The sequence below is a fragment of the Arthrobacter sp. Bz4 genome (assembly GCF_003075455.1).
Lineage (GTDB): Bacteria > Actinomycetota > Actinomycetes > Actinomycetales > Micrococcaceae > Arthrobacter_D.
The window spans coordinates 110,168-124,570 of the sequence record NZ_QDAE01000001.1 but is presented as its reverse complement, the minus strand read 5'-3'; the positions used below and the strand labels follow the sequence as shown (position 1 = coordinate 124,570).

At 63.9% G+C, this 14,403-nt stretch carries 12 protein-coding genes; 10 read left to right on the top strand and 2 right to left on the bottom strand.

Annotated features, from left to right (window positions below; genetic code table 11):
- Nucleotides 1–71: 71 nt before the first annotated feature.
- The 8 genes from DDA93_RS00600 to DDA93_RS00575 are packed head-to-tail and all read left to right on the top strand — an operon-like array spanning nt 72 to nt 8,121.
- On the top strand, nt 72–1,742 hold the full coding sequence (locus tag DDA93_RS00600; RefSeq protein WP_116777815.1) for an ABC transporter substrate-binding protein: 1,671 nt from the start codon (nt 72–74) through the stop codon (nt 1,740–1,742).
- Nucleotides 1,743–1,747: 5 nt separating this feature from the next.
- On the top strand, nt 1,748–1,939 hold the full coding sequence (locus DDA93_RS16575) for a hypothetical protein (RefSeq protein ID WP_243400467.1): 192 nt from the start codon (nt 1,748–1,750) through the stop codon (nt 1,937–1,939).
- A complete protein-coding gene (locus DDA93_RS00595; protein WP_243400466.1) occupies nt 1,933–2,706 on the top strand; it encodes an ABC transporter permease in 774 nt (257 codons plus the stop codon). Before DDA93_RS16575 ends, DDA93_RS00595 begins: the two co-directional genes overlap by 7 nt.
- Nucleotides 2,707–2,733: 27 nt before the next feature.
- Complete coding sequence (locus DDA93_RS00590; RefSeq protein ID WP_243400465.1) at nt 2,734–3,663, top strand: ABC transporter permease; 930 nt, start codon at nt 2,734–2,736, stop codon at nt 3,661–3,663.
- A gap of 13 nt (nt 3,664–3,676) precedes the next feature.
- Complete coding sequence (locus tag DDA93_RS00585; RefSeq protein ID WP_116777814.1) at nt 3,677–5,395, top strand: ABC transporter ATP-binding protein; 1,719 nt, start codon at nt 3,677–3,679, stop codon at nt 5,393–5,395.
- A gap of 10 nt (nt 5,396–5,405) precedes the next feature.
- Nucleotides 5,406–6,368, top strand: a complete 963-nt coding sequence (locus DDA93_RS00580) for an acyl-CoA dehydrogenase family protein (protein WP_243400464.1) — start codon at nt 5,406–5,408, stop codon at nt 6,366–6,368.
- The gene (locus DDA93_RS16570) at nt 6,344–6,721 is read left to right on the top strand and encodes a hypothetical protein (protein ID WP_243400463.1); all 378 of its coding nucleotides are present in this window, start codon (nt 6,344–6,346) and stop codon (nt 6,719–6,721) included. Before DDA93_RS00580 ends, DDA93_RS16570 begins: the two co-directional genes overlap by 25 nt.
- The gene (locus tag DDA93_RS00575; protein WP_116777813.1) at nt 6,721–8,121 is read left to right on the top strand and encodes an NtaA/DmoA family FMN-dependent monooxygenase; all 1,401 of its coding nucleotides are present in this window, start codon (nt 6,721–6,723) and stop codon (nt 8,119–8,121) included. The genes DDA93_RS16570 and DDA93_RS00575 overlap by 1 nt, the downstream gene beginning before the upstream one ends.
- A gap of 6 nt (nt 8,122–8,127) precedes the next feature.
- Here the strand turns inward: DDA93_RS00575 and DDA93_RS00570 are convergent, their stop codons facing one another.
- On the bottom strand, nt 8,128–10,521 hold the full coding sequence (locus tag DDA93_RS00570) for an excinuclease ABC subunit UvrA (RefSeq protein WP_116777812.1): 2,394 nt from the start codon (nt 10,519–10,521) through the stop codon (nt 8,128–8,130).
- 254 nt (nt 10,522–10,775) lie between these two features.
- Nucleotides 10,776–12,755 carry a prolyl oligopeptidase family serine peptidase gene (locus tag DDA93_RS00565; protein WP_019482726.1) on the bottom strand — a complete coding sequence of 660 codons (1,980 nt, stop codon included), beginning with the start codon at nt 12,753–12,755 and terminating at the stop codon, nt 10,776–10,778.
- 132 nt (nt 12,756–12,887) lie between these two features.
- Here DDA93_RS00565 and DDA93_RS00560 point away from each other — a divergent pair, with 132 nt between their 5' ends.
- Together DDA93_RS00560 and DDA93_RS00555 are read left to right on the top strand one after the other, a co-directional pair.
- Nucleotides 12,888–13,739, top strand: coding sequence for a putative RNA methyltransferase (locus DDA93_RS00560; RefSeq protein WP_116777811.1), 852 nt, complete (start codon nt 12,888–12,890; stop codon nt 13,737–13,739).
- Between the two features lie 120 nt (nt 13,740–13,859).
- Nucleotides 13,860–14,339, top strand: coding sequence for an NfeD family protein (locus tag DDA93_RS00555; RefSeq protein WP_019482724.1), 480 nt, complete (start codon nt 13,860–13,862; stop codon nt 14,337–14,339).
- Nucleotides 14,340–14,403: the final 64 nt, after the last annotated feature.

Below are 14,403 nucleotides of genomic sequence, written 5' to 3'. Positions count from 1 at the left end.
CCCCATTCCTGGCGGTCAGATGCTTCAGCGTGCGTGGGTAGGGCACCTCGATCACGACTGAGAGGATCGACATGATTTCCCGCACCGTCTCACACCACAACGTCCTACCGCCCAATCCCGGTCCACGCCGGCGGTCCCTGCGGGTAGCGGCGCTCATCGGCCTTACGGCAGTGGCGCTCACCGCCTGCGGTTCGACCGCCACTACCGCTCCGGGTGAAAGTGTGGCCAGTGGGCAGCCGGTCGAGGGCGGCACCCTGGTATATGCCGAGGTGACCCCCATCAATAACTGGCAGACCCAGTCCGCGAGGTTCTATGAAAAGTCCAATGTCCTCAACAGCGTCCTGGACCGCCTGACGTATTTCGACGCCGACCAGGGTGAGATTGTCCCCTGGATAGCCTCCGAGTTCTCCGCTAACGCAGACGCAACCGAGTTCACCTTCACCATTCGACCCGATGTGACGTTCAGTGATGGCACCCCGGTAGACGCCGAGGCAGTCAAACTGAACCTCGACGCCCAGGGCTTTGGGATTGAGGCGGCCCAGATTCAACCGAACGTGGACTTCGCCGGGTACGAGTCGGCCGAGGTGATCGGTGCCGATCAGGTGCTGGTGACGCTGTCCTCCCCTAACGCGAACTTCCTGCGGGCCACCACCTCGGTCACCGCCGGGTTGGTGTCCCCCGCAACACTTGAGCTGGATGCGGCAGGGCAATCAGCCATCTCCCAGATATCCGGGTCCGGACCCTTCACCTTCGAGTCCGAGAAGCCTGATGAGGAAGTAGTACTGGCCAAGCGCCCGGACTACGCCTGGGCGCCGGAAACCGTTGACAACCAGGGTGACGCGTACCTCGACAAGGTCGTCGTCAAATACCTGCCGGAGGTCGCCCATCGTGCTGGGGCGGTCCAGTCGGGGCAGGTCGACCTGGTGAGGGGCCTCCAGCCGGTGGATGAGGAAACCCTTGCTGCGACCGGTAATCAGGTTCTCCCGGCGAAGGGCGTGGACCTGACAGTGAACATGGCCGCGGTCCGGGTCGGCAGCGGGAAGCTGGCCGACGAGAACGTCCGCCGGGCCCTGCAGATTGGTATTGACCGGCAAAGTCTCAAGGACACCGTCCTGTCCGACAGCTACGAACTGGCTGCCTCGGTCCTGAACCACCGGGCACCCGGCTTCACCGACCTGTCCGAAGAACTCGAATACCAGCCCGAGGAAGCACGGCAGCTGCTCGACGAGGCGGGCTGGAAAGTCGGGGCCGACGGCATCCGGGCCAAAGACGGAATAGCACTCGAGGTGACCGTCACTAGTTCCAACAATTCGGTTGTCATCAAACCGGCCTTCGAGCTGATTGAACAGCAGTGGCGTGAGATTGGTGTCAAGCTCAACAACCGCGCCGGCGACAACACCTTTCTCGCCTCAGCAATGCCTGACCCAGCGGTGGAGTTTTTCGGCACCCGACAGTTCATCTACGGCGGTCTCGGCCCGATCTTCGAGCCGGAAAACAACACCATGACGCACACCAGCGACGAAGACCTCAACGCGATCTTCGCGGCCGAGCGTGCGGCAACCTCACTCGAAGAGCGCGATGAGCTGCTGGCCGAGGAACAGTATGCGTTGGTGGTGGATAAGGCCTACTCCCTGGTGCTCTGGGACGAGGTCCAGGTTTACGGTGCCCACAGTGGGACCCAGATTGAATTCACGTCCGGCACCGCCCCGGTATTCCAGGGTGCCTGGAAAACCGGCGGGTAGCGTCCATGATCCGCTATCTTTTGCAACGGATAGGTCAGGCCCTGTTGGTGGTGTGGCTCGCCTACACTGCGGTGTTTCTCGCCGTACAGCTTCTGCCCAGCGATCCGGTAACAATTTTCCTGACCGCCGACTCAGCGGTCGATCAATCAGCGATCGACGCCATGAAGAGTCAGTACGGCTATGACCAGCCATGCTGACGCAATACCTGAACCAGCTGGTGGGGCTCTTCTCCGGTGATTTCGGGTACTCGCTGGCTTCCGGACAGTCAGTGTGGGACCGGATCAGTGGAGTCGCCGGGTCGACCGTCGCCCTGGCCGGCGCCGCCTTCATCACTGCGGTACTCATCGCCGTTTCCCTTGTCGGCGCCGCGACACTCACCCGCTCGACGGTGATCCGTCGGGTTTTAGTGAACGTGCCTCCCCTGTTCGCGGCCATTCCAGCATTCTGGCTCGGTCTTGTGCTGCTCGATCTGCTCTCCATCCGCTGGGGAGTCATGTCGTTGTTCCCCGATGGTTCCTTTCTGTCCCTCGCCGTCCCGGTACTGGTACTGGCCACTGTCGTGTCCGCTCCCCTGGCCCAGGTGCTGCTCAAGAGCATCAACCACGTCTATGACCAGCCCTTCATAGATGTGCTCCGGGCGAAGGGTGCCTCACGGTCCTGGATCTTCTTCCGCCACGCGCTGAAGAACGCTGCGGGTCCCGCCCTGACAATCATGGGCATCACGGTTGGAACGCTTTTCGCCGGGTCGGTGATCACTGAAACCGTCTTCGCCCGCTCGGGTCTCGGGTCAGTGGTCCTGACGGCAGTCACCACCCAGGATGTGCCGTTGGTGCAGGGACTGGTGCTCCTGACGGCTTCGATCTTTGTGGTGGTCAACCTGGCAGTTGACCTCCTATATCCGCTCCTTGATCCCCGCATCCTCACCAGCAGTCGAGATGGCGCCCCGCGGGCCCTTGCTGCTTGATGACCTCCCTTCGATAAAGGTTTCCCTGTGCCAACCACCAATAATCTCCCCCCTCCAGTACTGACTGCAGATCCAGGCCCAGGCAGGAACGGCGGTCCCGGCCTCGGGGCGGCGGTGCCCGAGACCGCTCCTGTGCCGTCAGCCCGACGACGGCGCGGACCGCTTCGTAGCCCGTCCCTCTGGTTGACGGCGGCGCCCCTGACCGTCGTCGCCGCCTGGGCGCTCGCTCCCGACCTGTTCACCTCGTTCTCCCCACTCGACGGGGTGCCGGGCGACAACTTTCGTGCACCCGACGCTGACCACATTTTCGGCACCGATCATCTCGGCCGGGACGTCTTCACCCGGGTGGTGTTCGGTACGCGTCAGACCCTCCTCACCGCGGGACTCGCGGTCCTCATCGGTCTGGTGGTGGGCACGCTCGTCGGGATCATTGCCGCAACTGCGGGACGGGCCGCCGACACCACAGCGATGCGGCTAGTGGACGTGCTGCTGGCCGTGCCCGGCTTTCTCATCTCGCTCGTCATAGTCACCGCCTTCTCCCCCGGGCCAATTTCGCTGGGCGTCGGCATCGGCATCGCCTCGGTCGCCTCCTTCGCCCGAGTGGTCCGATCAGAGGTGTTGAGGGTACGCAATCTTGACTTCATCGAGGCTTCATTCCTCAACGGTGGAACTTTTTGGTCAGTCATTACCCGCCACCTCCTGCCGAATGCCAGCGGACCCGTCCTCGCGTTGCTGGCGGTTGACCTGGGTGCGGCAATCCTCGCCATCTCCGGGTTGGGCTTCCTCGGCTTTGGCGCCCCACCACCCACCCCGGAATGGGGCCTACTGATCGCCGAAGGACGGCAATATCTCGGGACCGCCTGGTGGTTGACCACGCTGCCTGGCCTCGTCATTGTCCTGACGGTCCTTTTACTGGCGACCCTGGGCCGACAGCTACTCAAAACCTTCAGAATCTAGTCAGGAGCATCCAGTGGACGTTACCCACGCACGACCCAACCCCGCCGTAAAAATGGCACAAACTCCTCGCTGGACCGACGAATCACTGCTGACCATCCAGGGACTGCGGATCGAATATGGTCGCGGAACTGAGGCGAAGACCGCCGTCGACGGCGTGGACCTCACCATCCGCCGCGGTGAGATTGTGGCACTGGTCGGTGAATCAGGCTCGGGCAAATCCACCCTGGCCAAATCGATCATCGGATTACTCCCGGCAGCTGCGCAGCGGACCGCGGGGTCCATTTCCCTGGGAGACCTCGCACTCACTAACGCACGAGAGAGGGACCTGGAAAAAATTCGGGGGGTACGGATCTCACTGGTACCGCAGGACCCCGGAGCCTCGCTCGATCCCGTCAAAACGATCGGTTCCCAGCTGTCCGAGGTCTTCCGGCTGCACTCCGGCGGTCCCCGGCAATCCCGTGAGTCGATCCGGTCTGAGGTCATCCGGTTACTCGATCTGGTGGGAATTGACCGGCCTGAAGAACGGCTGAAACAGTACCCGCACCAGTTATCAGGGGGCCTGAAACAGCGTGTTCTCATCGCGATTGCCTTCAGCCTCCGGCCGGAGCTGCTCATTGCTGACGAACCGACATCGGCTCTTGACGTGACCGTCCAGGCGAAGATTCTCGAGGTTTTTGAGCGTCTGGCCACCGAATTTGGCACGGCAGTCATTTTTGTGACCCACGACCTGGCGGTAGCCACCGACCACGCCGTGCGGATTGTCGTGATGCGGCAAGGCCGCATCCTCGAGGACCGGCTGGTGGCTGACATTCTTGCGGCGCCGGCGAACGAGTACACGGTCCGGCTGCTGGAGGAGGCCGCTCCCCACCTCAGCCCTGCGGTGGCCAGAGCCGTCTCCACCGCAGCGCCCGGTGCAACGGCGGCCATCGAAGTAAGAGGCCTGATCCGGGACTTTGACAGGGCGGGCGAGCAGCACCGGGCCGTCGACGGCGTGTCCTTCAGCGTTGCCCAGGGCACCACCTTCGCCCTGGTGGGAGAATCGGGATCCGGAAAATCGACCACTGCCCGCATGATTCTCCGCCTGCTCGATCCAGGAGCCGGACAGATCCTCATCCACGGACAGGACGTCACCTCCGCCTCCCGACAGCAGAAGAGAGAATCGTGGAAACACCTGCAACTGGTTTATCAGAACCCCGATTCCGCGCTCGATCCTCGCCTACCTATCCGCGACATCATCGGCGAGCCCCTCCGGAACTACCGGATCGGCTCCAGGACAACCCGTGCCAAACGAGTGGCCGAACTCCTGGATCAGGTGAATATCCCGTCGAGCCTCGCGGACAAACGTCCGCTTGAACTCTCCGGTGGTCAGCGCCAACGCGTCGCAATTGCGCGTGCGCTCGCGCTCGGGGCACGCACCTTGGTGCTGGATGAGGCACTGTCAGCCCTCGACGTCCTGACACAGGCCCAGATCCTCGACCTACTGGCAGACCTGCAACAAGAACTCGGACTGACTTACCTCTTCATTTCCCATGACCTTCACGTGGTTGAACGAATCTCTTCGGCCGTTGGCGTCATGCACCGGGGGAAACTCGTCGAAACGGGCCCCACTAATGAGGTCTTCGGCAATCCCACCAGTGATTACACCCAACTGCTGCTCAACTCCAACCCGGGCCACCGGCTTCGCGCCCACGCCTCCACTCGCAGCGGCATTGCCGCCCTCGCAACCACGTAAGGACAACTCCATGACCACCACCACCAGCGCCCAGCACAGCGGACCCCAGCCGGACGTACCGCAGCCGTACGCACCACAGGACAGCGGGCACCAGCACAGTACGGCCACCGGAGAGGCCAGTTACGAGGAACTCGCCGCGCGTTTCCGGCCCGTGTTCCAGCGCATCGCCGACGGCGCCCTCGCCCGTGAAGCGGACCGGACCCTGCCCTTCGCCCAGGTGGGGTGGCTCAGGGACGCAGGATTCACCACCCTTCGGGTGCCCGCCCGGTTCGGCGGCAATCCGGTGAGCCACGAACACCTCTTCCGGCTCGTCACTGAACTGGCAGAGGCGGACTCGAATGTCTCCCACCTGTTGCGCTCCCATTTTTCGTTTGTCGAAACGGCCGCGCTGCAGTCCGCAGAGTTTCAGGACCGTTGGTTCCCCCGTATCGCTGCTGGCCAAATCTTCGGCAACGCTGCCACTGAACGCTCGGGCAACGCCCTCGGCACAACCCGGACCAGGCTCCACCAGGAGGAGGGGCAATGGTTCCTCACCGGTGAAAAGTTCTACACCACCGGCAGTATTTTCGCCGACTGGGTGGTGGTCATGGCGAGCACTGAGGGGCTCGAAGGGAGACAATACGCGCTGGTGAGGGCGGACGACCCGCGGGTGACGATCGTGGACGACTGGGATGGTTTTGGTCAGCCGTTGACGGGGACCGGCACCGCGCGCTTTGACCGGGTGCCGGTCGAGTCCGGGGACATCCTGCAGCGGAAGGTGACAAGTACGCTCGAACCAGCGTTTTTTCAACTCTTCCTCCTTGCGGTGCTGGCCGGGATCGGCCGCGCTGCCCGCCGCGACGCGGTGAACCTCGTTCAAGCCCGGATCCGGACTTCAACACGGGATCGGGCGGCCTGTTCCGCGATGATCCCCAGATCCAGGAACATGTCGGTGTCCTGGCATCGAAGGTGTACACCGCCGAAGCCGTCGTGACGGCGGCGGCCCGGGACCTTGACGCCGCCGTCGACCCGGCATTGGCACTATCCCCCGAGGCAGCGTTCCTCCGCGCCGAACTGGCTGTCGACCAGGCTCACGTCTCGGTTCCCCCGTTGGTGCTGGCGGCAACCAGCGAATTATTCGACGTCGCCGGGGCGTCGGCAGTCGGCAAGGACAAGGCACTGGACCGCCACTGGCGCAACGCGAGGACGGTGGCCACCCACAACCCGGCGCTATTCAAAGCGCGCTCAGTCGGCGACTATCTGATCAACAGCACCACCCCCACTGGCCTGAACAGCATCGGCGACGCCACCGCTCGCCCCTCATCCACCACCGGAGGTACCCCCTGATGTCAGTCTTCACTGAACGCCCACGTCTTCTCCTCAGCGCATTCGCGATGAACACCACAAGCCACATCCTCGGCGGGCAGTGGCGCCACCCCGAAGCCCAACAACACCGATTCAATGACCTGCGGCTGTGGACAGACCTGGCGCGAACGCTGGAGGAAGCGAAATTCGATGCGCTCTTCCTTGCCGACGTCGTCGGGCTGTACGGCAACCATGGGGGCGGCTGGACGTCCCACATCGAGCGCGGGCTCCAGGTTCCCGCCAACGACCCGCTGGTCCTGCAATCGGCGCTGGCGGCAACAACCGAACATCTCGGTTTGGCCCTGACCAGCTCCGTCGTTCAGTCTCATCCATTCCAGTTTGCCCGCCAACTGTCCACCCTCGACCATCTCAGCGAGGGGCGGGTCGCCTGGAACATTGTCACCAGCGTGCTTGAAAATTCGTTCAAGAACTTCGGCCACAACGGGCTCGTCGAACACGACAGCCGCTACGACTGGGCCGACGAGTACCTGGAGGTCTGCTACAAGCTCTGGGAGGGCTCCTGGGACGACGGCGCCCTCGTCCAGGACAAGCGGACGGGCCGCCATGCCGACCCGTCGAAGGTCCATAAGATCAATCACCACGGGGCCCGCTATTCGGTGGAGGGCCCCCACCTGGTGGCTCCGTCACCGCAGCGCACTCCGCTACTGTTCCAGGCCGGCTCCTCAGGACGGGGACAGCACTTCGCCGCTGCCAACGCTGAAGCAGCATTCCTCTTCGCACCCAATGTGGACTACGCCCGGAAGACGACAGCATCGGTCCGCGCGCTTGCCCGCGAACTGGGTCGCCGCGACGAGGACATCAAATTCTTTGCCGGGCTCTCCTTTGTGGTCGGATCCACCGAAGCCGAGGTGTCGCGAAAGCGGGCTGAGCTCGACGACTACCTGGACCTGGATACGATCGTGGCGCACATCGGCGGCGGTATCGGGGTTGACCTCGGCGGGCTCCCCCTCGACACCACTCTGGGGGAGGTACGTACCGACGGCGCCCGCGGCGTACTTGAGGCCCTGTTCGCCTCAGTCCCTGGCGGGAATCCGACGATCGCCGATGTTGCGCGCTACCGGGCGTACAACCAGCAGATTGCTGGTACCCCTGAACAGATCGTCGACCAGCTCGAATCCTGGCAGGACGCGGGAATCGACGGGATCAACATCATCAACCAGACCATCCCCGGCTCCTATCAGGACTTCATCGAGGGGGTCCTGCCCGAACTGCGAAAGCGGGGCCTGGCCCAGTCCGATTACCGGTCCGGGACCCTCCGGGAAAAGTTTTTCGGCGAAGGAGCGCGCCTCCCGGACCGGCATCGGGCGGCTGGCCACCGGGGAGCATACGCTGGGCGCACTGCGCTCCAGCCGGCGGGTTAGGCGCGGTCAGCCGCCCACGTAGGCCGCCAGGTGCTCGCCGGTCAGCGTCGTTTTGCCGGCGACGAGTTCGGCTGGGGTTCCCTCGAAGACCACCCGGCCGCCGTCGTTACCCGCGCCGGGCCCAAGATCGATCAGCCAGTCGGCGTGCGCCATCACCGCCTGATGGTGTTCTATCACCAGGACCGATTTGCCGGAATCGACGAGCCGGTCGAGGAGCCCGAGCAGGTTCTGCACGTCGGCCAGGTGCAGACCGGTGGTCGGCTCATCAAGCACATACACGTCGCCTTTTTCGGCCATCTGCGTCGCCAGCTTGACGCGTTGCCGCTCACCGCCCGAGAGGGTGGTGAGCGGCTGGCCGAGGGTCAGATAACCGAGCCCCACATCCACCAGGCGGTCGAGGATTCTGTGGGCGGCCGGGGTGCGGGCGTCGCCCGCACCGAAGAAGGTTTCAGCCTCGGTCATCGACATGGCAAGTACCTCGGCGATGTTGCGTCCCCCCAGGGTGTACTCAAGGACCGACGCTTGGAATCTCCTCCCCTCGCAGTCCTCGCAGGTGGACTCGACAGTGGCCATGACCCCGAGTTCAGTGAAGATAATGCCAGCACCGTTGCAGGTGGGGCAGGCACCCTCGGAGTTGGAACTGAACAGGGCCGGTTTGACGCCGTTCGCTTTGGCGAAAGCCTTTCGGATCGGCTCAAGGAGTCCCGTGTAGGTGGCGGGATTGCTGCGGCGCGACCCCTTGATGGCGCCCTGGTCGATCACCACCACACCCTCGCGTCCGGCGACCGACCCGTGGATGAGCGAACTCTTACCTGAACCAGCCACCCCCGTGACTACGCAGAGCACACCCAGCGGCACGTCAACGTCCACGTTCTGAAGGTTGTGGGTTGCTGCGCCGCGCACCTCCAGGCTGCCCGAGGGCTGACGCACCGTTGCCTTGACAGCTGCCCGGTCGTCGAGGTGTCGACCGGTGATGGTGTCACTGGTACGCAGGCCATCGACGCTGCCCTCGAAGCAGACGCTGCCGCCCTGGGTGCCAGCGCCAGGACCCAGATCGATCACATGATCAGCGATGGCTATGGTCTCGGGTTTGTGCTCCACCACCAGCACCGTATTTCCTTTGTCACGCAACTGGATCAGCAGCCCGTTCATCCGCTGAATGTCGTGCGGGTGCAGGCCGATGGTCGGCTCATCAAAAACGTAGGTGATATCGGTCAGCGAGGAACCGAGGTGCCGGATCATCTTGGTCCGCTGAGCCTCTCCCCCGGACAGGGTGCCGGCCGGCCGGTCAAGCGATAGATATCCCAGCCCGATCTCCGCGAAAGAATCCAGCAGGTGTTGCAAGCCCTTCAACAGGGGCGCCACGGACGGTTCCTGCAACGCACGCACCCAGGCCGCCAGCTCATCGATCTGCATGATGCACAGATCGGCGATGTTCTTGCCCTGAATCGTCGATGACCTGGCTTCAGGACTGAGCCGGGTGCCTTGGCATTCGGGGCACGGCTGGAAGGTGATGGCCCGCTCCACGAACGCCCGGATATGAGGTTGCATCGCCTCAACGTCCTTGGACAGCATCGACTTCTGGATCTTCGGGATGACTCCCTCGAAGGTGAGGTTGATGCCCTCGACCTTCACCTTGGTCGGCTCCTTGTACAGGAGGTCGTCGAGTTCCTTCTTGGTGAAGCTGGCCAGCGGTTTGTCGATGTCGAACCCTGCACCGCTGAAGATCCGGCCGTACCAGCCGTCCATGCTGTACCCGGGAATGGTGAGTGCTCCCTCCCCCAGCGACTTGGTCTCGTCGAAGAGCGCCGTCAGGTCGAAATCGGAGACCGATCCCATGCCCTCGCAGCGTGCACACATGCCACCCAGATAGACGGCATCCCTGACCACGCTTTTCTCCACCCGGCCGCCCTTGTCGGTACTCATCACTCCGCTGGCCTTACGGGTGGGCACGTTGAAGGAAAACGCCGTCGGCGGTCCCACATACGGTGAGCCAAGCCGGCTGAAGAGGATCCGAAGCATCGCGTTGGCGTCGGTGGCGGTGCCAACCGTCGAGCGTGGATTGGCGCCCATCCGCTCCTGGTCGACGATGATCGCCGTCGTCAGGCCTTCCAGGCGGTCGACGTCGGGGCGGGCCAGGCTGGGCATGAATCCCTGGACAAATGCGCTGTAGGTTTCATTGATCATCCGCTGCGACTCGGCAGCGATGGTCGCGAACACCAGGGAACTCTTGCCCGATCCAGACACGCCAGTAAAAACCGTCAGGCGGCGCTTCGGAATGTCGACTGAGAGGTCTTTGAGATTGTTCTCACGGGCACCCTGAACCCGGATCAGATCATGTTGGTCGGCGGTGTGCCACGGTAACTCGTGTGGGTCGGTCGTCGTCGTCGACGTGCTCATCGTCTCTCCTACTGCCGGGGTCGCCGCAGCGGCTCCCAACGGCGTCGCTAGCCTCGTGCGCACCAGCATCCAACAGTACGTTCGATATCGTCTGATTCTGCTCCAGGTGACGGCACGGTGGCAACCGGTTATGCACGGGCGGCAGCGCAACGGTGGTCTCCCGACCGGGCTGGGGCGCCTGCTTTAAGATCCCGCTCCCCCGCCATGCTGCGCTGCCGCCAGCCGCTGTAAGCCAGCCGCTGTGGGCTAGCCGCTTACGGCTGCTGGTTCTTCGCCGTCGGCAGGTATCTGGCCCACCAGTTGAGAAGGTGCTCAAACCGCTGCCGACGGTGCCACGGTGATCCGGCGCGGGACAATTCGTGGGTCTCGCCCGGGAACACCAGAAGCTCTGTTGGCACTCCGCGTAGCTTCAACGCCGTGTAATAGCGTTGAGCCTGCTCCAGCGGGCAGCGCAGATCCTCCTCGGAGTGGACCACGAAGGTGGGGGTCTGCACCTTGTCGACGTGTGCAAACGGATTCTGTGCCCTCACCTGATCAGGATCGTTGCCGGTGTAGGCATCGGAGAAGAACCAGCCAATGTCCGATGAACCGACGAACGACGGCGGATCCAGGTAGCCGCGTTCGACCACTGCCGCCGTGAACCGATGGTCCTGGGAGATGGTCCACGCGGTCAGGTAGCCGCCGTAGGACCCGCCCATGACGCCCAGCCGGTCCCGATCAAACGACGGGTATTTCTCCAGTGCGCCGTCCAGGAAGCCCAGGACATCGAGGAGGTCAACGGTACCCATCGCTCCCTTGATCACGCGGCCGTGCTCCTGCCCGTACCCGGCCGCTCCCCGCGGGTTGCACATGACGACGGCGTACCCGGCGTTGACATAGACCTGCGCCTCGTCGAAGTATCCCCAGCCATATTGGGCGAACGGGCCGCCGTGAATGTTGAGCAGGACCGGGTGGGGCCCCTCGCCCTCGGGTTCCAGCACCCAGCCATGCACGCTGTGCCCGTCGCTGGCCGTGAAGGTTTCTTCTTTGGGTGCCACCACTGCGGTCTGCATCCGGAGGTCGTTGGAGAGGTCTGTGAGCGGTTTGAGGGAGCCCCCGGACACTACTGCCAGATCCCCCATCGTGGTGGGATCGGTATAGGCGGCAACCACCAGGTCGCCCTTCGCCGCTGCACCTGTCACGATGAGTTCGCCGTCGAGCAGGGTGCTGACGGTCCCGTCGGCGGAGGCTTCGAGGAGGGTGCCGCGGCCCCGGGTCCGGTTAAAGACGAGCACCGAATCGGCGCCGCGCGGCACGATGTCCCCCACCTCGCCCAGGTCCACGGTCTCGGCATCGGTGATGGCCCGAGCTTCGCCGGGTGCAGCGGCTGGAGCAACGTAGAGCGCGGTGTTGCGGGCCAGGAAGTCCAGCCCGTCCTCGGAAAGGTCGCTGCCCAGGAAGAACAGCCAGTGTCCATCGAGGCTTTCGACCGGCCGGCTGCAGCCCAGCCGGGTACCAGAGCCGCGGTTGGTGAGTTGCACGACGTCGGACCCATCCACCGCCATCGAATGGACATCGGTGTAGAGGGTGGTGTCGGCGTCGGAATGCAGCGCCGCGGTGAAGAGGATGCGGCGCCCGTCGCGGGTGAAAACAGGCTCGTTGTGATCCGCGTCTGCCGTGGTCAGCTGCACGGCCTCCGGAAGCCCTTTGCCGGGTGCCTTCTCCTTGGCTGCCGGCTTTTCGCTGCCAGCCGGGTCCACCGCAGCTTCCTTTGCCCTGCCGACCGGTTCCACGAAAGGTTCGGCGTCGAGGCTCGGTACGTCGAGAACAAAAATCTGGGTCCGTTTGTCCAGCGAATAGCCCAGCCCGTTCATCCGGTACTTGAACGTGCTGATCAGGCGGGGATCCTCCAGCCCGGGGCCGACGCCGTCGACGGTCCCGTAGCGGCCGTGCTCCGGAACGCGGGAGGTGAAGGTGAGCTTCGACGAATCGGGCGAGAAGCTGAACGAGCCAACCCCCATTTTCTGGTCCGTCAGGCGCTGGGGTTCGCCGCCGCGGCTGTCAACGATCATCAGCTGAGGCTTGCCGCCGGGCTCTGCCCTGAGGAAGGCGATGGCGGCGCCGTCCGGCGAATACTGGGGTGCGGTGTCGCGGAAACCGCGGGTCAACCGTCGCGCGGCGCCCCCGGGAACCGCAATGTCCCACAGCTGCCCAACATAACTGTCGGCATCGAAATCGGGCCGGGTCACCGACACAACACAACGCTGCGCATCAGGTGAGATCGACGGTGAACTTACGGACTGGAGGTGATTCAGCTCATGTGGTTTCACAAGTCCGAGACTAGATCAGTCGCTGGGTGTTCCCAATTCCGGCCCTAGGATGAATCTATGCCCCACCTTCCGGAGAACCTGTTGTGCTGCCCCGTGTGCGCAGCGCCGCTGGGACTCCTGGACGGTGCGGGCGCGCTGGTGTGCGGGGCGGGTCACCGGTTCGATGCGGCAAAGCAGGGCTACTTCAACCTGCTCACTGGCAGGGGCACCGAATTCCAGTCGGACACCGCAGTGATGGTGCAGGCACGCACCGACTTTCTCGGCGCAGGCCACTACGCCCCACTCCAGGCGGTTGTGGCCGACCTGGCGCAACGGCACGTCGCCGAGCCCAGGGTAATCCTCGACGCCGGCGCCGGTACCGGATACTATCTGGCCGAACTGGAGCGCCGACATCCCGGGGCCGCGGTGCTGGCCCTCGATATTTCGAAGTTCGCCCTGCGCCGGGCAGCCGGAATCCTGCGGGACGGTGTGTGCGTGGTCTGGGATGTGTGGCGGCAGTTGCCGGTGCGGGATTCAGGGGTCGACATCATCCTCAACGTTTTTGCGCCCCGCAACCCCGAAGAGTTCCATCGCGTGCTGAATCACGGCGGTGTGCTGGTCGTTGTCACCCCCCTGCCGGGGCACCTTGCCGAAATCGCCGACGACGCCGGTTTGCTTGAGGTGCGCCCGGATAAGGCCACGGCGGTGGCAACCAGCCTGACCGGACTGTTCGACGAGGCCGATTCGGCAACCGTTGAGCTCTCCCTGCAGCTGTCCCACACCGATATCTACAATGTCGCGCTGATGGGCCCGGCTGGCCACCATCTGGTCCCAGAAGACCTGTGGGCGGATTTGGCGGTGCTCCCCGAACGGACTCCAGCCAGTGCCCGGTTCACCGTCCAGGTTTTCCGGCGGCACCAGGACCGCTGAGGCTTGCGGATCGATAACAACCGGTCCGGTGAGGCCTCGACCCCTAGGTTTCCGCACCCCGCTTTGGCATGATTGAAGAACGCAGTATGCGCTCACGGCGCCTTAGCCAGAGGGGAAGACATGTTTGAGTGGCTTTTGGAGAACGGCTGGATCCTGTGGCTGGTTCTCTTCCTTGGTCTTGCCGCAGTGGAAACCCTGACTCTTGACCTGTTTTTCGTCATGATGGCGATGGGTGCCCTCGCAGCCATGATCAGCACCTTCCTCGGCGCGGCGTTCTTCCTGCAGGTCATCATCTTCAGCGTGGTGTCGCTCCTGATGGTGCTGGTGGTCCGCCCGGTGGCGCTGAAACACCTCAAGCGGGGCTCCCCCGAACAGCTCAGCAACGTGGACCGACTCATCGGGGAGTCGGCTCTCACCCTCGACATCGTGACCGGCGAATCCGGCACTGTGAAGATCGGCGGTGACACCTGGTCGGCCCGCACCCTCGACGGGTCGCTGATTCCCGCCGGCGAACGTGTCGCCGTCACCCGAATCGACGGTGCCACTGCGCTGATCAGTGCCCCCGCCCGCCCGCAAGCCGCCGATTCCGGGGCTGTCTAGACGCGGTTGCCCAGACGGGCCGCCCAACCGCGGTTGCCCAGACTTACCCAACGATCGCGCCAAC

Coding starts and splice junctions, on each gene's coding strand:
- DDA93_RS16575 (WP_243400467.1), top strand. CDS start 1,748: ATGATCCGCTATCTTTTGCAACGGATAGGTCAGGCCCTGTTGGTGGTG.
- DDA93_RS00595 (WP_243400466.1), top strand. CDS start 1,933: ATGCTGACGCAATACCTGAACCAGCTGGTGGGGCTCTTCTCCGGTGAT.
- DDA93_RS00570 (WP_116777812.1), bottom strand. CDS start 10,521: ATGAGCACGTCGACGACGACGACCGACCCACACGAGTTACCGTGGCAC.
- DDA93_RS00555 (WP_019482724.1), top strand. CDS start 13,860: ATGTTTGAGTGGCTTTTGGAGAACGGCTGGATCCTGTGGCTGGTTCTC.
- DDA93_RS00580 (WP_243400464.1), top strand. CDS start 5,406: ATGACCACCACCACCAGCGCCCAGCACAGCGGACCCCAGCCGGACGTA.
- DDA93_RS00560 (WP_116777811.1), top strand. CDS start 12,888: ATGCCCCACCTTCCGGAGAACCTGTTGTGCTGCCCCGTGTGCGCAGCG.
- DDA93_RS00575 (WP_116777813.1), top strand. CDS start 6,721: ATGTCAGTCTTCACTGAACGCCCACGTCTTCTCCTCAGCGCATTCGCG.
- DDA93_RS00600 (WP_116777815.1), top strand. CDS start 72: ATGATTTCCCGCACCGTCTCACACCACAACGTCCTACCGCCCAATCCC.